14 protein-coding genes and 3 tRNA genes are annotated in these 19,113 nt (G+C 45.9%); 10 read left to right on the top strand and 7 right to left on the bottom strand.

Features of this window, described 5'->3' with window-relative positions; all coding sequences use genetic code 11:
* Positions 1-5 precede the first annotated feature (5 nt).
* Positions 6-1,031, bottom strand: coding sequence for a hypothetical protein (locus ACO6VE_RS11460; RefSeq protein WP_422461372.1), 1,026 nt, complete (start codon positions 1,029-1,031; stop codon positions 6-8).
* Positions 1,032-1,393: 362 nt separating this feature from the next.
* On the opposite strand from ACO6VE_RS11460, the gene ACO6VE_RS11455 reads away from it, so the two are divergent.
* A complete protein-coding gene (locus tag ACO6VE_RS11455) occupies positions 1,394-2,377 on the top strand; it encodes a M48 family metalloprotease (RefSeq protein ID WP_422450120.1) in 984 nt (327 codons plus the stop codon).
* 257 nt (positions 2,378-2,634) lie between these two features.
* Here the strand turns inward: ACO6VE_RS11455 and ACO6VE_RS11450 are convergent, their stop codons facing one another.
* Complete coding sequence (locus ACO6VE_RS11450) at positions 2,635-3,567, bottom strand: LysR family transcriptional regulator (RefSeq protein WP_422450121.1); 933 nt, start codon at positions 3,565-3,567, stop codon at positions 2,635-2,637.
* A 169-nt stretch (positions 3,568-3,736) separates the two neighbouring features.
* On the opposite strand from ACO6VE_RS11450, the gene metE reads away from it, so the two are divergent.
* Entirely contained in the window at positions 3,737-6,028 is a 2,292-nt protein-coding gene (metE, locus tag ACO6VE_RS11445) for a 5-methyltetrahydropteroyltriglutamate--homocysteine S-methyltransferase (protein WP_422450122.1), read from the top strand.
* 132 nt (positions 6,029-6,160) lie between these two features.
* On the opposite strand, the gene ACO6VE_RS11440 is transcribed toward metE, so the two are convergent.
* Positions 6,161-8,851, bottom strand: coding sequence for a hypothetical protein (locus tag ACO6VE_RS11440; RefSeq protein ID WP_422461370.1), 2,691 nt, complete (start codon positions 8,849-8,851; stop codon positions 6,161-6,163).
* Between the two features lie 316 nt (positions 8,852-9,167).
* On the opposite strand from ACO6VE_RS11440, the gene ACO6VE_RS11435 reads away from it, so the two are divergent.
* Both ACO6VE_RS11435 and ACO6VE_RS11430 read left to right on the top strand, forming a co-directional pair.
* A complete protein-coding gene (locus ACO6VE_RS11435) occupies positions 9,168-9,989 on the top strand; it encodes a M48 family metallopeptidase (protein ID WP_422450124.1) in 822 nt (273 codons plus the stop codon).
* Positions 9,990-10,264: 275 nt separating this feature from the next.
* Entirely contained in the window at positions 10,265-12,199 is a 1,935-nt protein-coding gene (locus ACO6VE_RS11430; protein ID WP_422461368.1) for an ankyrin repeat domain-containing protein, read from the top strand.
* 15 nt (positions 12,200-12,214) lie between these two features.
* Here ACO6VE_RS11430 and ACO6VE_RS11425 read toward each other — a convergent pair whose 3' ends face one another.
* Positions 12,215-13,120, bottom strand: a complete 906-nt coding sequence (locus ACO6VE_RS11425; protein ID WP_422461366.1) for a sulfurtransferase — start codon at positions 13,118-13,120, stop codon at positions 12,215-12,217.
* Entirely contained in the window at positions 13,113-13,559 is a 447-nt protein-coding gene (locus ACO6VE_RS11420; protein WP_422461365.1) for a TVP38/TMEM64 family protein, read from the bottom strand. Before ACO6VE_RS11420 ends, ACO6VE_RS11425 begins: the two co-directional genes overlap by 8 nt.
* 372 nt (positions 13,560-13,931) lie before the next feature.
* Here ACO6VE_RS11420 and ACO6VE_RS11415 point away from each other — a divergent pair, with 372 nt between their 5' ends.
* Positions 13,932-15,449, top strand: coding sequence for a hypothetical protein (locus tag ACO6VE_RS11415; protein ID WP_422450128.1), 1,518 nt, complete (start codon positions 13,932-13,934; stop codon positions 15,447-15,449).
* 43 nt (positions 15,450-15,492) lie between these two features.
* On the opposite strand, the gene ACO6VE_RS11410 is transcribed toward ACO6VE_RS11415, so the two are convergent.
* Positions 15,493-16,041 carry a carboxymuconolactone decarboxylase family protein gene (locus ACO6VE_RS11410; RefSeq protein WP_422461364.1) on the bottom strand — a complete coding sequence of 183 codons (549 nt, stop codon included), beginning with the start codon at positions 16,039-16,041 and terminating at the stop codon, positions 15,493-15,495.
* Positions 16,042-16,219: 178 nt separating this feature from the next.
* On the opposite strand from ACO6VE_RS11410, the gene grxD reads away from it, so the two are divergent.
* Complete coding sequence (grxD, locus tag ACO6VE_RS11405) at positions 16,220-16,555, top strand: Grx4 family monothiol glutaredoxin (protein WP_209275513.1); 336 nt, start codon at positions 16,220-16,222, stop codon at positions 16,553-16,555.
* Positions 16,556-16,828: 273 nt separating this feature from the next.
* On the opposite strand, the gene ACO6VE_RS11400 is transcribed toward grxD, so the two are convergent.
* Positions 16,829-17,521, bottom strand: coding sequence for a hypothetical protein (locus tag ACO6VE_RS11400; protein WP_422461362.1), 693 nt, complete (start codon positions 17,519-17,521; stop codon positions 16,829-16,831).
* Positions 17,522-17,994: 473 nt separating this feature from the next.
* Between ACO6VE_RS11400 and ACO6VE_RS11395 the strand changes: the two genes are divergently transcribed.
* The 4 genes from ACO6VE_RS11395 to ACO6VE_RS11380 all read left to right on the top strand — a co-directional run bounded on the left by ACO6VE_RS11395 (position 17,995) and on the right by ACO6VE_RS11380 (position 19,105).
* Entirely contained in the window at positions 17,995-18,597 is a 603-nt protein-coding gene (locus tag ACO6VE_RS11395; protein ID WP_101746706.1) for a peroxiredoxin, read from the top strand.
* Positions 18,598-18,723: 126 nt separating this feature from the next.
* A tRNA-Asn gene (locus tag ACO6VE_RS11390) sits at positions 18,724-18,799 on the top strand.
* Positions 18,800-18,836: 37 nt separating this feature from the next.
* Positions 18,837-18,912, top strand: a tRNA-Lys gene (locus tag ACO6VE_RS11385).
* Positions 18,913-19,029: 117 nt separating this feature from the next.
* Positions 19,030-19,105 (top strand) — tRNA-Lys (locus ACO6VE_RS11380).
* The last annotated feature ends 8 nt before the right edge of the window (positions 19,106-19,113 follow it).

The following is a 19,113-nucleotide window of genomic DNA, read 5'->3' as shown; positions in this document are numbered from 1 at the left end:
ATGACCTAGGTTTTTGTTTTTGTTCCTGATGATGGATAGACCCCCATAAGCCTTGCAAAAACCTCTTCTGCCTTTTTAATTTCTTCTTTTTTAAATCCCTGGGTCATAGAGGGATTAAGATCGTAAAACCAGCGTCTCAGGCTGGTTCTCAGAGATGTCAGATTCTTCCAGTGTTTGCCTCGACGAAATATACGATTGATGGTAATTTCAATATCTTTTTTTGAGGTTGGCTCTTGCAGGCAGGCATTAATAGTGTCTTTAACCGCATCTAATCTTGCTTTAGTTCTTTTAGGGTGATTTTTAGAAGATTTGTTTTGGCAAGTTACCTTTCTTTTCTTAATTGGCCGGGAGTTCGCTTCTCCTTCTGAGTGTGATTTACCCTGGTTTCTGACTGTAGATGTTGTTTCCGCTAAGGGATGTTTCCGGAATCTGCGAGTTACTGTTTGAACTGAACTTTGGCATTTCAGGAGGCCTGTTTCAGAGTTTGCTGCATGGGGAGCTGCTTTTACTTTACCGGGGATAGCATTTCGTGCTGCTTTAATGCCAGGGATATTATCGTATTTTTTTAAATGAATTAATCCTTTCAGAGTTTGCAAGGAATTTTTTTTACTATCATAGGTGACTCCAATCGTATCGGTAATATCACGAAAAAGGCTTTCGTGGGTATGGCTGAACAATCGCATCATAATGCAAAAGCTTGTTACTACAGTTTCAGCATCCTCGGAGTATTGTTTTTCCAGAAATTTGCTGCTTCTACTGTCGGCGTTTGAATGAAAAGTGCTTGAACAAAATCTTGAAAACTCAATTACGGTTCTCTCTTGCGGTGATATATGTCTGGGCTTTGACTGCTCTACATCTTGTTGTGGCTCTGAACCTTCTTTAAGCATGAATGTACAGGATTTTGCTGGTTTTATCCGGCCATTTGTCATGGTTTGTCCGTGGAGCTTTTTTGCAACTTGTCCGTGGAACTTTTTTGCAAGAGGTCGTTGGATGTTGGCATCGGGGGTAATTGGTGTGGTGGAAATATCCATAATGACTTCCTTTAGCGAAGTTTATTTTAATAATGATATAAATTAGTTATTTTTTTTGATGAAAAGTTCCATAACTGGTGAAATTTAATTTTATTTGAATATATTCAAGAGAGTTTTTTAGAACAAGATGGTGTAGGTAGTTGGCCAAAAGGAATCATATGTTTCTGACTAAATGGGCGGTCACTCTCGGCAACTGCTCCATACAGATATTGGTAATGGCGAACCCTGATTGAATAGAATGATGGAACCAAACTATATTTTTCTTGTCTGAACTCTATAGCGGGTCGAATCATTTTAGAGGATTGAAGGTGTTTTCCAGAGTCAAGTGTTTATCCATAACCTCATTAACTGTATGTATTTACTTGCTTTCCTGCGTTTCCAGCGCTCATGGGAATCAAGAGGTTCATACATTAAATAGAAACGATGTTATCAATAATCTCCATCGAGTTGTTGATAGAAGCCTGCTGGAAGAGTTTGAAAACAATGGCCTTGCATCGGTTGCCAGTGGCACTGTTGGTACAATGATCGGCGTCAGTTGGACTGGCCTTGCATCGGCAATCACAAAAAACAGTGCCAACCCGTTTTTTATTGATTTTACGGTCAGGGCATTCCTGACCGGGGCTGCGCTTGGGACTCTTTCCGTGGTATCCCGAACGTATTTAAAGACCCCTTTCGATTACCTTCACCTGCCACTTGGCTGGGGGTTTTACAAATTAGCACAATTGCAGGACTGGGTCCTGCGTGAGGAGACATCCCGCGAGCTTGAACAGAAATACTCCGAATTTCTCGACCCGGTAGCCAAACGTTTAACGGCCGTTGCTGAGCAGGTTTTTGATATCCCTGCCGATTACTGGACAATCTCAACCATGAATAGTGGTGTTCCCAATGCCTTTGCAACCAGTGGCTATAATATTGCGATTTATCATTCGTCTTTTCCCCTGGCGAAAAATCAGGCTGGCATGGCCTGTTTTCTGGGACATGAAATGGGTCATATATTGGCAAGGCACATGGGGCAGGGTTTAAGTGATGTCCTTTTTCTGAATCAGCTGGCCCTGGCCAGTATTCCGTTTGCCAACTCAATTTTGCAGAATCGTGAAACTCAGGCTGACGAAATAGGCATCTACCTGACAGCCTTGGCTGGATATGACCCTTCAGAATGCTCCAGAGTCTGGGGCAGGGCTATCGCTTATAGTGGAAGTCTGCGAGAAGTGGTCAATATATTCCTTTCAGCACACCCGACCAGCAAGACCCGCATGAATGCCCTGAAACACCATGGCGATGTTTTACAGGCCTATTATTTGAACACGCCAGAAGTGCTTGGGCTGGGGCTCGAATATGAACTTTAATGGCTGTTTGGTCAGTCTCCCGGGAGCAACTCAGTTGCCGTTGCCGAAAGTGACCGATCATCTGGTTAAAACTTATGATCCCTGTGTTTATACCAATTCCACCTTCTAAATATGAACTGCGCAGCCATTTTGAACCGCTGGATCTTCGTTGGAATTCCTCGCAATAGCCCTGCTATTACTCGTCATTCCGCCTTGCCCAGCTGTCCAAAATGACTTGCTCGATATCATATTTAGAAGGCGGAATTGGTATTACCTGATTATGCTGGCTTTATAGCATTCAGGGTTGCAAAACAGGTTTCTCTGGCTGAGGTAATAAAGCTGGCAATATAGGGTTGCTCCTTTTGTTCTGCTCTAATCGCTGCATACAGTGTTGACCACAACCCCTCTTTACCAAGTCGAACTGCCGCAACGTGCCCTTTATCAAGATATTCCGCCAGTGCCCAGCATGGCAGTGCAGAAACACCTCTCTGGCTGGCAACCAGCTGCAGCATCATCAATGTTAACTCTGCTGTACGGATATCAGCAGGCTCAATATCTGCCGGGTCAAGAAAATCGTAGAAGACCGCCAAACGACCTTGTTCAACAGGGTAGGTGATCAGTACTTCCTGTTGCAGGTCAAGAGGTGTGACAAACTCTCGTTCTTTTAATGGGTGTGTCCTGGCAATGGCCAGCAGCATCTCATAACGAAAAAGGGGGATGTACTCGATGCCATCAATGGGCACTGGGTCAGACGTGACCACAAGATCAAGTTCACCCCGGGAAAGAGCCGGTAAGGGGGCAAAATTAAAGGCAGTGGAGAAATCCATTTCTACTTCTGCCCAGTGTTGCCGGTACTCTGTGATGGTTGGCATTAGCCACTGGTAACAACTGTGACACTCAATGGCAATATGCAACCGTCCGGCTTTGCCGCCCGCCAATCTCATCAGGCGTTGTTCTGTAGCCTTGAATCTTGGCAGCACTTCTTCAGCCAGCTCCAGAATATTTAACCCGGCAGTGGTAAACCGGGGTGGCCGGGATTTACGGATAAACACTTCCATCCCAATACGATGCTCCAGCTCTTTCAACTGATGGGACAAAGCGGATTGGGTGAGATGTAAACGGCTGGCGGCTTCTACCAGGCTGCCGCTTTGGTGAATGGCTTTCAGTGTTTTAAGGTAACGTAACTCAAGACCCAGGTTTTGCATTGTCATTGTTTGCCTTTCTTCTATCGTCAGTTCACAAGAGCATCATTATTAGTTTTTTTCATTTTTATTATTAGAAAAATGAGTTTGATTCAATTCTAACTCTCCAACAGAATCGTGACTACTCTTTGATCCATCCTGAAAACAATAAGTCTGACGATCAGCCCGGAGTTATTTCATGATCACTACCCATAACCTTGGATTTCCCCGAATAGGTGCTAACCGTGAGCTGAAGAAGGCTCAGGAAAGTTACTGGCGCGGTGACCTGTCCAGGGCAGAGCTTTTGGAAGAAGGCCGTCGCCTGCGTAAACGACACTGGCAGTTGCAGAAAGAATCAGGTATTCATCTGATTCCGACGGGTGATTTTGCCTGGTATGACCAGGTGCTGAGCCACTCTTTGATGCTGGGTGCGGTGCCGGAGCGATTTTCGGAAGCGGACCCTGGTGATATTGATACCCTTTTTCGTATGGCCCGAGGTCGAGCACCTACCGGAGAACCAGCAGCAGCCTGTGAAATGACTAAATGGTTTGATACTAACTACCATTACATAGTGCCGGAGTTGCACAAAGGCCAGAAGTTCCAATTGTCTAACACCGCTATTCTGGATGAAACCGCTGAGGCTATTGAACAGGGCCTCAGGGCAAAACCGGTACTGATTGGCCCGCTGTCCTGGCTGTGGCTTGGTAAAGTCAAGGGCGAGTCTTTTGACCGATTGGAGTTGCTTGACAGTGTTGTCGAGGTGTATGGCAAAGTTCTGGCCAGACTGGCTGAAATGAATGTGGAGTGGGTACAGGTTGATGAGCCCATTCTGGCTCTGGATCTTCCACTGGAATGGCATCAGGCGTTTGAATCGGTATATAACCGGTTGCAGAGTTGCCATGTAAAAATTCTGTTGGCCAGCTACTTTGGTGGTCTCAATGGTACTACGACCACGGTCGTTAATCTGCCGGTGGATGGTCTGCATATTGATCTGGTCCGGGATCCGGATCAGTTACCGGCACTGCTTGATCGCCTGCCTGCCTACAAGGTTTTATCAGCGGGTGTTGTTAATGGTCGGAATATATGGCGCTCCGACCTGCAGCAGATAGTGCGGCAATTGAAGGAGGCAGAGGAGCGGCTGGGTGATCGGCTGTGGGTAGCGCCTAGCTGCTCATTACTGCATGTTCCGGTTGATCTGGAGCAGGAAACCGAGCTTGATGACGAGCTGAAATCCTGGTTTGCCTTCGCCAGGCAGAAGTGTGAAGAGGTCTCCGTGATTGGTCGGGTTTTATCCGGAGGGCATCAGGCACAGGACCCGGTGGTGTTGACATTGATTTCCGAGGCCGAAAAAGCGGTATCTGCCAGGCAACACTCTCAGCGGGTTCATAATACAGCGGTAGAACAACGGTTGACGTCATTAAATGATGACAGGGATATTGATCATCGTCGCTCACCTTATGCGGTAAGGGCAAGGCTACAGCATGAAAAACTGAATCAGCCTGAATTTCCTACAACCACCATTGGCTCTTTTCCCCAGACACGGGAGATACGACAGAAGCGCTTACAGTTTCGCAAAGGGGAGCTGGATGAGCAGTCTTATATCGAAGCGATGCAAGCGGAAATACGCAAGACCATTAAAAGGCAAGAGTCGCTTGGTTTGGATGTTCTTGTCCATGGCGAAGCAGAACGTAATGATATGGTTGAGTACTTTGGCCAGCAGCTGGAAGGGTTTGCCTTCACAGCCAATGGCTGGGTACAGAGCTATGGCAGTCGCTGTGTAAAACCCCCCATTATTATTGGTGACATCAGCCGCCCTGAGCCGATGACCATTGCATGGAGCCGCTATGCCCAGGAGCAGACCAGCCAGCCGGTTAAAGGCATGTTAACCGGGCCGGTTACCATTCTTTGCTGGTCATTTCCAAGAGATGATGTGAGCAGGGAAACGTCCTGTCTCCAGTTAGCGTTGGCCTTAAGAGATGAAGTTGTTGATCTGGAGAATGCGGGTATTGGCATTATTCAGATTGATGAGCCAGCCATTCGGGAAGGCTTGCCTTTGAGAAAAGCAGACTGGCCTGCTTACCTGGAGTGGGCGGTGAAGAGCTTTCGCATTGCTGCCAGTGGCGTCAAAGATGAAACCCAAATCCATACCCATATGTGTTACAGCGAGTTTAATGACATTATTGAATATATTGCCGCCATGGATGCGGATGTCATCACCATAGAAACTTCCCGCTCAGATATGGAACTGCTGGATGCTTTTGAAGCGTTTGAATACCCGAATGAGATTGGACCCGGAGTTTATGATATTCATTCGCCAAATGTGCCCAGTATTCAGTGGATTCAACAGCTGATGACTAAAGCGGCACAAAAAATACCCAAACAGCGTTTATGGGTAAATCCGGACTGTGGCTTAAAGACCAGAGACTGGCAGGAGGTAGAAGACGCTTTAAGAAATATGGTTGCAGCTGCGAAAATATTAAGATCCGGTTAAGTGAGGTTACCACTACCTGAAAAAAAAAGCTGGCTGAAGAAAAAAAGCTGGGTCATGAGTAGTAAATCTGAAAAAGAGCCCAGCTTTTTACACTTGCTTAAATAATATAGGAAAAGTACCGTATTTTTTATTTTATAATCTCAGGCTTTTATAAATTTTTTGCTCTGTCTTTTTTGTTCTGGTTTGATTATTTTTCAGGGCTTCTTTTAACTGGGATTTTTCTCTATCTGATTTTTCTATTTTATCAATCATCAGCTGCCGTTCGGCCTGTAAAGCGTTGAGTTTTTGTTCAAGGTCAGCCACCTTTTTTTGTTCATCATGAAAAGCAAATTTTACCAGGCTCTCTGATAGTTGATCTTTTTTCTGGAGTAGTGCAAATTCTTTTTTAAGCATTTCCAGATCCTGTTCAAGAGTTAATGATTTTCTTGATAATTGCAGGTTTTCGTTTATGACTCCATTTAAGAAATTTTTAGTTTTCCTGTCTTTATACTCCAGGTCTGCCTGCCTCGTCTTCAGTTTGACAATCTGATTTTTTAAATATGTTATCAGTGGGGTATCTTGGGGAGCTACCTGAAATAGCTCTGGTGTTGATGCTAATGGTAAAGTTTCTGTCATATCGTATAGTGCAGGCTCTCTCCCTTCAGGGGTATGTTGTTGAAAGCCAGAGGGTGTTGTCTCATGTCCTGAAGCTGGAACACCCAGGGCCTCAATTGGAGCAGCCCCTCTTTCTTCAGGGTTGTGTTGTTGAAAGCCATAGGGTGTTGTCTCATGTCCTGAAGCTGGATAACCCCATATCTCATCCGGTACAGCCCCTCTCCCTCCGGGGCTGTATTGCTGGAAGACAAAGGGGATAGCCTCATCTTCTGAAGACGGTGCTTCCCCGGTTTGTGGTTGCAAAGTGCAGGATGATCCTGAAGAAGAGTGGTCATCGTGCATCTGTTGACAAGGTGGCCATGGGAAAATTTCCTGTGGAGCAACGGCCTTCATTATAGATAAGTCACCTGTTGGATACAGTTCTTCATTGGTGCCAGTTTGTGGTTTGTATATGCTGATATCAGGATGAGATGGGGGGGATGGAATCCAGGTATGGGGTTGCACCTGTTCGTTTTGCTCCTGTGGACTTGGAATAGCGGAGTGGGATGGGGTAACAAGAGAATGGGTATCTTTAGTCTCCTTCGGACTGTTCCATGAACATTCATCAACGGTTTTGCACGGCTCTTTTTCATAGCATACTAACTCCTGCTCAAGAAACTGAAAATCAGGGGCTGAAATCCAGGGTTGCTCAGAATACTCGAGTGTTTTTCCTGTTTCCCCTGGTTTTTGCAACGTTTTCTGTATCATGGAGTTAACTTGGCTATTACTGTTTGCAGGCTCTTTAATGGCATGTAATGAGTCAAAAGTAGCTGTTTTTATATAAGGTGAATCAGGTTCTATTATACCATCGGGTTCTTCTAAGGGAGCTGTTGCTGAAACTTCTGCTATTTTAAGATTTATTGCTTTATCTGTTTTTTTATCTAAGTTTGTTTTTTTACTGGTTGTCATGCTTGCTTTTGTATCTGTATCTGAATCAGTTTCTGAATCAGTTTCTTTTTCTGAATTAATTTCTATTTCTGAATCAGTTTCTGTTTCTGAAACCATTTCTGGCTCTGTGATTTTGTCTTTTCTTGTGGTTGTTTCTTCGTTTGTGTCTTTTTGTGTGTTGTCACCTTTTTTTCTATTTGTGTCTGTTTTGGCAGTTTTTTCTATTTTTGTATTAAAATATATTATTTCATCTATATTTTCTTCTGATCTTAAGCTAGATTCTGGTTTTGATCTTAATTCTGGTCTTAATCTTGGTTTTGGTCTCGGTTTTAATCTTGGACTTAATTCCTTATTTATCACTGAAGATAAGTTTTGATTTGCTTGGGTTTGTGATGTTTTTAATTCTGGGTTCTTGGTAATAAATGACAGAAATTTCTTGAGCGTGATATGTTCGCTATTTTTTTTGCGGTGTGTTCCCGGAATGGATTGGTAAAGTTCATTAATTAGCTCACGAATTTCTTTTCGGCGATTGGCTTCATTGAGATTTTTTATAAATTTCTTTGTTTTTGGGTTAGTGTTGGCTGAGTAGGATAATGTTTTCCTGTTTTTACGATTAGGACAGGTATGATTGGGGGCACTTTTCTTTTTTACAATCCCGATGCAGGTTAATAGTAAATTTCTTTTTGTTGGTTTGATGCTTATAGTTGTTATATCTTTAAGTGCATGATTGATGTCAGAATATAGCTTAGTCAGTTTTTTTCTTCTTCTGCATTCAGCGATGGCGCTGGCTATTCTTCCAGATTTATTATTCATTTGATCAATTGAGATGCACTCCTTATCCTTTTTGTCTCTGTTATGGTATTTAAACGATGAATATTTATTGTCCGGCTTTGCTATTTTTTGTTCATGTGGTCTCAATCTTTTGACTGAGGTTTCGTTTGAAGTATTTAATGGTTCCTTGTTGCATTGTTCATTTTTTTTATTTGCTGAATAATCAGGGTTTGTTCTTTTACGATTTATGCTGGCTGCATTATCTGAAGCTTTAATAGATGCCAGTATTGGAGAGTCAACTGCGCTATCATTGTGAGTTGTTGAGTATGAGATTTCCTGATGTGGCATACCAACAGATTGATGAGTGAATGACCTGAAAAATGGGATTTCACCCTGTGCGCCCGGTAAATATCTGGTTGGGGCAATACTAATGACAGAAGGCTTTGATGGTCCTGCTTCCTGAAGGGGTTGTGTTAACAGTTTAACCAAGGGAGATGTCTGTTGATAGGTTTTAGAGTGAATGCCGTCCATTTAACTACCCTTAATGGTTTTTAATTGCCTGATGAAATAGGAATATCAGGTGGCGAATCAGCCAGTATTTAGTATGTGTGTCTTGATGATCTCTTTACCTGTAAATGGTTAGTCATGTGTCTTTGAAACAATCAGGAATAAAAGTAGTCTGGAATTGTATATAAGTGTAATTCTTAATTATTTTTATTATGTCCGCTATCAATACCTCGGGTGAATTGTGCAATAACTTGCTATTAAATACCGAGATAGCCGTGCTTACCGGTAGTGATTTTGGTTTAATGGCAGTCATAACGTTGTGAAGAAACAGGTATTGGGGATGAAATGGTTAAAAGTTCTGGTCGTGAGCCTGAGTATTTTTCTGGCAGGGTGTCAGACGGTATCAACAACCAACTCAGGGACTATTGGTGTTCAGCGTGAGCAGAAAATGTTCTCTTTGCTCTCTGAAAGCCAGGTGAATGCCATGTCTGCCAGGGCTTATCAGGAAGCTCTGAATCAAGCTCGGGAAAAAGAAGTGCTGAACCGCAAGTCAGCAGATGTGAAACGTCTGCGCAGGATTGCTGACCGGCTGGTGTCCCATGTTGGTGTGTTCAGGCAGGATGCCCGAAGCTGGCAGTGGGAAGTTAATCTGATGACGGATAAACAGCTGAATGCCTACTGCATGCCCGGGGGCAAGATTATGTTTTACACCGGCATTATTGACACTCTGAAGCTGACGGATGATGAAATTGCCGCCATTATGGGACACGAAATGGCTCATGCACTCAGGGAACATGGGCGGGAGTCTATGTCTCAGGCCTATGCAGTGCAGTTGGGGCAGGATACCCTGGGGATTCTGCTGGGGGTCAGTCCTGAGTTAATGAGTGTTGGCAGTACCGTGGTAAATTATGCGCTTACCTTGCCTAATAGTCGTACCAATGAGGCCGAGGCTGACCTTATCGGTTTAGAGCTGATGGCCAGGGCTGGATATAACCCGGAGGCTTCTGTCAGCCTGTGGAAAAAGATGTCAGCGCAAAGTGGTGGCAGTGTGCCGGAATTTATGAGCACACACCCTTCCCACGATACCCGTATAAACGGGCTGAATGCCAATATCAGGAAAGTGGATCATCTTTACAGGCAGGCGATTAGCAAAAGCAATTAATCCATAAGTTCTACGGGATTGGCCGGATCCATACCGCTACTAAAAACCTGTGGTAATCATAGATTACTCAACACTGTTATGAGCCCCGGCCAATCCATTCTTCGTCAAAGACACTGATTTCTTTCCAACCATTTTCGCGTATTTTTCGATCGATGCTTCTGAGAAGTAAGGGGCCCGGCTTTTTCTGCATGAGGAACTGAACTAATAGCCGATGGGTCAGTCAGACCCATTAATCAGACAGTTCAAATTATAAGTTAGAACGGGGATATTTAAGTGTGAATACCTTCTCATTCAACGATTGTAATCGGATACCACCAGCAGCCCCGTTAGTCTCTGAACGAGAGGGTAAAGAAACTGAAAAATGCGTTATCTGCCTTGATGGTCTGGATAAAAGTCCCATTGCAGCAATGTTTCCCTGCACCCATATCCATCACAAGTCGTGCATTGATAAGTGGCTAAGTGGTCCAGGTCATGCCGATATTGGTTGCCCAATGTGTAAACGTAAAATTACTCATTGTTTGTACCCTGAGGATACGCCACTCCACGTGGCAGCTGCCGGAGGTCGCTCTGATATTGTCAATGGCTTGCTTGAACACGGTGCCAATGCCAATGCCAGCACCAAGGACGGGATAACTGCCCTCCACTGCGCCGCTGGCAAAGGTGATGAGGCGACTATCAGGCATCTTGTCAAACAGGGTGCCGACGTCAATGCGCTCACAACAGCGGATTACCCTGAGACTCCGCTTCAGCTTGCGGTATTTAATGGTCATGAAGCGGCCATAACAGCTCTTATTGACTATGGTGCCGACATTAATGGCCACGCCCCGGATATAAGACGCCCACTTCACTTTGCAGCTGCAAATGGTTTCCTCAATATCATTGATGTTCTGCTTAACAAAGGTGCTGATATCAACATCGGTAGCAGGACCGCCCTCCATTTTGCGGTGGAACACGGGAAAGAGGATGCCATCCGGCTGCTGCTTGGCAGGGGTGCCAATATCAATGCCCAATCCTCACGGTTGCCAGAACAGCTTGGGCTTGAAATGTTAAGGCACCTTTTTATGAATGTGGAAATGAGGGAGGGAACCGACAATTCGACGGTCAATAACGGTGAAAGGGAAGCCAGCCAGAAACTGTACGGAAAAACACCGCTTCACATCGCTATTGACACCGGCCAGGCCGAGATCGTTGATCTCCTGCTGACCGCTGGTGCAGCCACTGATGTACTTATTGACAGTGGTGAGACGCTATGGAGCTGGATAAACAACGAAAACAAACTGACGGTACCGATAATCAGGTCGTTAACCCTTGCTATAAGTAACACTGAGGCACCCTGTGACGATATGCGTGCAGGATTACTCGGCGCATTGATTGAAATCAATGACTGGAACTTATTCGACCAATTGTTCGCCAATACCCCGAATGCGGACATTAATAAACTTCATTATCCAGGTTCCGGTCAATCAGCCTTTCACGAGGTGGTTAAAGAGGGGCAAAAAGACAAAATCCAGGCCATGATAACCCGGCGTGCCGATGTGAATGCCCGTGACTACCGGGGATGGACGCCCCTGCACTGTGCAGTCTACAGCCGCCATCCGCAAGACGCCATTGAGGTACTGGTTGGTTCTGACGTCAATGGCAGAAACAACGAGGGACAAACACCTCTGCATCTTGCGGCTAAATCAGGTAAGTCAGACGTTATTGTTCAACTGATTGACCGTGGTGCTTCTGTCAATGCTACCACCGACAGAAGGGTCGATGTTACAAGGTGGACGGAGGTTGAGGGTTATCAGTCAGCCATGGCAGCACTGGCATTGGAGCGTTTCAAACAGGAGTTTTGCCTGAGAGGCTTGCTATTAAATGGCCAACCGGTCATACCGGATGCGATGGTTAAGATAGATAACATCGGCATGATGACCCCCCTCCATTATGCAGCCCAGGGAGGTCATGTAAAAGCAGTTCAGCACCTGCTTGTCAGAGGAGCTTCCATCAACGAAAGAGCCCAGAACGGAATGACACCACTGAAACTTGCAGAATCTGAGCTGATGAAAGCTAAAAAGATAAAAGTGTTAGGCCTCACCTCATTCCTTGTGAGGCAGCAGGGATCAGGCTTGACCGTCGCAGAAGCAAAAGTTAAATCCTACTCAGACATCATCAGCCTTCTGAAGGCTCAGTCATCACTAACCTCCGTACCTTCGGTACCTATCTGAGGACCTTCAATGTTGTCATTCAATCGGGGTGTAGGATAACGCAGCCCAATGGTAAAATGAGGGCGTATAATTTTTGACGTTGGTGTAGCCAGCCGCCTTCAGCACCATCACCATGTGTGCGGACCGGATACCGGCAGTACAGTAGACGACAATCGGGCTATTTTTTTGAATATCCTTATCCGATAACATTCGGCTAATGTCGTCAAATGACTTCAAGGTGCCATTGGCCGTGAACATCTGCTGAAATGGTAAGCTCACGGCCCCGGGAAGATGCCCTTTGCGCTGTTCACCCAAGTCCATTTTGCCGTGGAACTCTTCCGGTGATCGCGAGTCGATCACGCGAAACTGTGAGTAGTCCCGGTAAAGGGCTTTGGTATGAATGGTGGCTGAAGAATCCCGTTGGGTTATCGTGTAATCACTTTTGGTATTGAAGAAGGTTGGGATGATGGTGGTTTTCAGCCCTTTTTCTTTCCAGTGAGAGTACCCGCCATTAAGAATGCGGACATTCTTTAACCCTGCCACGTGCAAACTCCAGGCAATTCGGCCATCTTCACCCCACCCCCGTTGAGCATCGGCATAAACGACAATATTGTCTGTTGGGCTCAGGCCCAGCTTCTGTATCTGGTATTCCAGCTCCTTATTGTCAAGAACTGTTGCCCAGTTCTCGCTACCGGCCGCCCCATTCATATCAGAAAGTGATTGCCACTGAACTGAGCGGGCTCCCGGGATATGTCCCTTGAGATACTCAGAGTATGCCCGGGCATCGATCAGCAGGTAATGGTCGGGATTGCTGGCAACCGTTTCTGCACTGATAAAATAATCCTCTGGTACTGCACAGGCGAATCTGAAGGGCAGAATCAGTAACAGGAAGAAGAAAATACATCTTTTGAGGTATTGGGATAATACTGGTTTCTTATTCATTGCCAACAGGCCTCGATTCACGGAAATAGACAGACTTCAGGAAAAAGTCATCGACCTGATCAAGGGCAAAGTGACTGGTCAGCCTGGCCACTCCCTCCCGGCCAAACCAGCGGGAGATAAAGAAACAGAGTGTAGCCGCGACCATGGCGCTGCTCCAGGATAGCAGTGCCCCCTGCCACCAGCCAAAAATGGCGGCGTTGGCAAAGGTAAGAATAAAAGCAGGCAGCGGCGCTGCTACTGCCTGGATCACCATCAGCAGTCCTGACACCAGAGGGGCCCACAGTCCGAAACTGAGAATGTAGGTGCGTACCTTGTCGATATCCAGCGATGAAAGAATCCGGATCATCTCAAATAGCCACTCACGGGCTGGCGGGGTAGCCAGAATAGCGGCAGCTGTCAGCAGAACGATCAGTGGTTTGGTAATAGATTGAATAGTCATTAATCAGGTGTAAACGCAGTTCTTTAAGGAACCCTTCCATGCCTGGTTGAAGTTTCCCAACTGCCAAAAGATGTGAACGTTGAAATTGGGTCGTTGGCCACTGTGAAATCAGCAGCTGTGGTTTTTTTACCGTTTGAAGATAAACTATTCGGTTTTTATATTTAAACTCCGACGTTTACTTCAAACATTGATTCCAAGGAGTTAATCGGTCCTCAAAGCGCGAGGGAGGGTACTCGTGCATGAGCCCTGTGTCAAACCGGGGCCGTTCGAGAGATCGGCGGTGAACTTTATTCTTCAGCGGTTGTCAGAATGTCGGTCATATTCAGGATTTTGCCCAACTTTCACTCGTTCTGTGAAGATAAGAGGAAAGGTATGTCAAACCCATCTTCGCAACCGGCAATCTCTGGTGCAGTGCACTCTGGCTGGAATTTCCCTCCCCCTGATGATCAGTCGGCAAGTTCCGCCGCCACCCACTTGCCGGATACCCATAAAGCTACGGCGTTTTGTCGGCGAAATACGACGTTGGCTTCTCATGAAGAGCAGCACCTGAAGATTCATGGCTATTCCACCGAGGAAATCGCCAGGTCGGAAAAAGCCCTGGTCCAGCGCAATATTACCCCAAGCAACAGTGAGATCATTGGTCATCTTCAGTCAGACAACGGTGATACACTGGGCACCATTAAACAGTGTATTGAAAACGGGTTGAGTTCAACAGCAGGGGTTCAGGGCAAACTGCGATTGTTGATCGAACTGCAAAGCTACACCAAATCATGTGTAAAAACCGCCGCTGAGAATCTCAATCGTCAATACTCTTCCTTCTGGCCAGATCGCCAGAGCATCGTAACTATGGTCAATAAATGGCCCAGCACATTGCAACGACAGGGCGCTGTTATTTGCAAAAGCTGGCCAGAGCTGCTTGTTGACAATGCTGTACAAGTGGATTTCAGCTCCAGCATAAGTATCTGTTCCAATGAACTTAACTTTCAGTTAGCGCCACTGGATTGCCTGTCATTTTTACGACTTGTCAAGGATATCTGGTTTGATGCCCTGAGTTGTGGAAATATCTGTGCCATCGACAGAGTCAGTCACCTGCTGGTTACGTTTGCCTGGGAAATGTCTTCCAATCTCTATTATTTGCGCGGTAGCTCTCCCACGCACGACCGTCACGAGCGATTTGAGCAAGTGGTTCAGCAAATGCTGCAACAAGGTATTCACTGCATTGATGATATTGACGCGTTTGCATTTATGCTGGTAACCAAGCCCCACATCTGGCGCAATCATCAAAGTGATGTTCTGCAACTGATGATCTGCAGGGCGTTCAAAGGCCGGGACCAGCAACTGTCTCCACTCTGTGCCCAGTGGCGGGAGGATGCAAAGAGCCACGAACAAATCGCTAAAACAGTAGAAACAGAGATCATCCCTGACACAGCTTCCGCCATGCATTACCTTAACGACATACACGGTTATCTGATGCAATACAGGGACAGGCACCCTAACTGCAGCGACAGCAGCCAAATACATAACGCGAAATACTTTGATCCTGTCACCCTGCAATTAATGTCACCAATCCTTGCCCCTGACCTGACAACCACACCCGCTCTTGAGGTGACAGGTGCGACTCTATCGGCCTATTTCAATTTCTGCCTGGACCATCAGGCGTCGTCATCAAATAAAACATTTGAGGACTTCCTGACGAACAAAGTCGTACCGGATATCAGCGAGCCGGGATATTTTGGACTTCTGGAAAGCACTGACAACGCCGAAAGCATGGCATCGAGACCAGGCACCAGCGCAGAGTTGAGTACCATCCGTAGTCACGGTGAAATGCCCAAACGCAGAAAGAAGTTGGCCAAATCACCCGTGGTGCCAAGAAGCCTCACCAGGGATTGATGATCCTGTCGGGTTTATTGGTGCCAGCACTTGCAGGAAATGTTTATTTCTTCGGAATTTTGCAGAAACCTTCTGCTGGTACATCCAGGGCAGCGTTGAATTTGCTGGACATGTTCTGAAAAGCGATCAGGCCAGTCAGTTCAATAACAGCGTCATTATTGAAATGCTCTTTTAGCTGCTTCATCAGTTCAGGGGTTACCTGTTGGTCGCTATAGGTAATCGCTTCGGTATATTCCAGGGCAATACGCTCCTGAGCATTGAAAAGATCAGAGTCTTGCCAGTTATCCAATGCTTCTACTTTATCCATGCTGCCTGCACGTTTTGCCAGGGTCATGGCATTGATGTCAACACAGAAGGCGCACCAGTTAACCTGGGATACTCTGACGGTAACCAGCGAGCGCAGCTCCGGTGACAGGGGTGACTTTTTTCGATCCAGCACGCCGTAGAGCGTGGCTACAGCGGCAAATAACCGGGGAACTCTTGCCCATAACAAGCCCGGCTTAAGGACTTTTCCATAGCGACGCTTCTGGCTCCAGAAAAAAGGCATTAGCCACCAGGGATAAGAGCGAAGGGGTTTATCCGGTACATACATGGCTGATTCCTAACTTGCAGTTCCATAGTAGGTCAGCCGATGGTGGCAGGAAAGTTGGATGTCTACAATCCTGTTGTTGGTTTTTTCTATTCGACTATATGTAATAACATATGGTGACAGTCAGGTATTTTCTTTAAAATATCCTGCTTTATGATTCCAATGAAGAAGAGGTCGTCTCATGGACGTAATGGAGCAAATAAAAGAACAGGTTGAATCCCATACTATTCTGCTGTACATGAAGGGCTCTCCCAAGTTGCCCCAGTGTGGTTTCTCTGCCAAGGCGGTTCAGGCGTTGATGGCCTGTGGCGAACAGTTCGCTTTTGTGGATGTTCTGGCTAACCCGGAGATTCGTGCCAATCTTCCCAAGTATGCTAACTGGCCGACCTTCCCACAACTGTGGATTAAGGGTGAGCTGATTGGTGGCAGTGACATTATTATTGATATGTTTAACAGCGGTGAACTGCAGCAGTTGATTGCTGAAGCGGCTGGTTCTGCTGAAGGTGCAGAAGACTGATTTTGCAATCGTTTTCATCCTTCCCTTCCGGTGTGATAAAACCGGAAGGTTATCTTTCTCCTAGGAGGCTGACCGAGAATAGCGCCCGTAGCGAGGATGGCAGAAAATTGAGGATAAAAAGTCGGAAATTTTTAGTGAATAGTGGTTCTATTTGCTAAAAATTTCCGACTTTTTAGACCAATTTGCTGCTACCGCAGTAGGGCAGTCTATTCTCGGTCAGCCTCCTAGTACCTGACTCATTGAGTCCCTGTCAGTATCTCCTTTCTGCTGTAATTACTCCAAAGGCTCCTTTCCCGGGGCAAAGTCATAAGGTAAGGAGTGAAAACCAAATAAGTCTGACTGTTCAGCCATCAGAGTATCCTGAGGCTCTAGCCAGTTTATGGCAGCATTTACCGGAGGTGCTGAATTGCACAGCTTTTTGGGCGAAGGCTCAGTATTGGTATTGCCCGGGCTGAACATTGTTGCATCTGTTGTTACAAAGGCTATGGGTAAAGTTGCTGCGGATATTACCTGCTGCCCTGAAGTGCCGGGATAAGAGTGGAGCCTTACCGGTTTTGGAGGGCCATTTTTTTTCTTGTACGATAGCTTTGTTTTGGCTTTTAACATGGCCCTTTCATTAAAATGTTCAGGTTTGTGCCCGGGGCGTTGATGTTTATCGATATTAGTGTGATCTGGGATTGATATGCCAGCAAATGCTTCGAGTATTTCCTGATCACACTCTGAATCGCTTTCTGATTCATTTTGCGGCGTTTTTGTTGTCTGTTCAGATTTCCTGGCAAGGGGAGAAAATGCAGAGTCTTCTCCAAACAGGACGTAGTTTGATGGCGGATGTGGGGTAACCTTCAGCCCTCCGCTGGTATGTCCGATATCTGGTTTTCTTGTGGGATTTGGTTTTTTGACACCATTATCGGGTGCTTCACTCCAGAAAAGCAACGTCTTTCCAAGAGGCACGCCATTATTTTGCATAGACACACGCCAGAAGAAGTTATTTCTAAACATACTTTGATATTTTAATTCCCAATTAGTTCATTTTCTTTATGCGAAAAAATGAAAGCTGTCAGATCCCTGTCTTCGTTCGGGGTTAGCTACCTCAATAAACTGAGCTTTGGGAGTGTTGGGAAGGAACAGAGTGGGTTTCGGGTGAACCAGTCTTTAGTAAAGGTGGGGCGCGTCAACAGGCTCCGGGTTGTATTTTTCTTCTTGCTCCTTTATCAATATGTGGCTTGTGATAAAAAAGTAGTCATTTGTTTCTACTGCGGTAGGCGAAAACCGTGGTCATGTGTATCATTGTATGCGCAACTTTTGTGGTGCGTGATTGAATGTGGGGTTACATAATATTTGTACTTTCGTACTTAACACGCACGGCTTTGTAAATGATAGCTCTTTAAATTCTTTAAATTCTTTAAATGACAGTTTCATAAAGCGTAGGAGAAATTCTTATGGGCGTTTTAGTAGGCAAAAAGGCTCCTGACTTCACAGTCCCTGCTGTACTGGGTGACGGCTCTATTGTTGATGCTTTTACCCTGTCCGAAGCCATTCGTGGCAAGTACGGTCTGCTGTTTTTCTACCCTCTGGACTTCACTTTCGTATGCCCTTCTGAGCTGATTGCCCTGGATCACCGTATGAGTGCTTTCCAGGAGCGAGGTGTTGAAGTGATCGGCGTTTCTATTGACTCTCACTTTACGCACAATGCGTGGCGTAATACGCCTGTGGACCAGGGTGGTATCGGTCAGGTGAAATATACTCTGGCTGCTGATATGACACACGACATCTGTAAGTCTTATGACGTTGAATCAGAAGGTGGTGTGGCATTCCGTGGTGCTTTCCTGATCGACAAGGAAGGTCTGGTTCGCTCCCAGATCGTCAATGACCTGCCGCTGGGCCGTAATATGGATGAACTGATTCGTCTGGTTGATGCCTTGCAGTTCCACGAACAGCACGGTGAAGTTTGCCCGGCTGGCTGGAACAAGGGCGACAAGGGCATGACAGCCTCTCCAGACGGTGTGGCCCAATACCTGTCCGAGAGTGCAGATGGTCTCTAGGTTGATAAATGCCATATATACAGCCTTTTTAAAAAGTTTTTTGCAGTGGAATACTTGACTCACGGCAAAATAACCTTATCATTCGCTGCCGTTGGTTGGTGACGAGATGTCGCTGCCAGGCATAGTTCCCTGATAGCTCAGTTGGTAGAGCAAATGACTGTTAATCATTGGGTCGCTGGTTCGAGTCCAGCTCGGGGAGCCACTTATTCTTTATGTTAGTCTGTGGCTGGCATAAGAGCGGGTCGTTAGCTCAGTCGGTAGAGCAGTTGGCTTTTAACCAATTGGTCGTAGGTTCGAATCCTACACGACCCACCATTTTATTTTATGCTGAAGCATAAACCGCCCTGTAAATCGGCGGTTTTTTTATCCTGATCAATAAGGGTCAGAGATAGTCTAAGCATTGCGTTCTTTAAAAGATTCTTTGTTAAGAATGGGTCGTTAGCTCAGTCGGTAGAGCAGTTGGCTTTTAACCAATTGGTCGTAGGTTCGAATCCTACACGACCCACCATACAGCAT

Origin of the sequence: Endozoicomonas sp. ALB115, assembly GCF_049310245.1 — a bacterium.
In the GTDB taxonomy this organism is placed as follows: domain Bacteria; phylum Pseudomonadota; class Gammaproteobacteria; order Pseudomonadales; family Endozoicomonadaceae; genus Endozoicomonas.
This window is presented reverse-complemented; position numbering and strand designations above follow the sequence as displayed.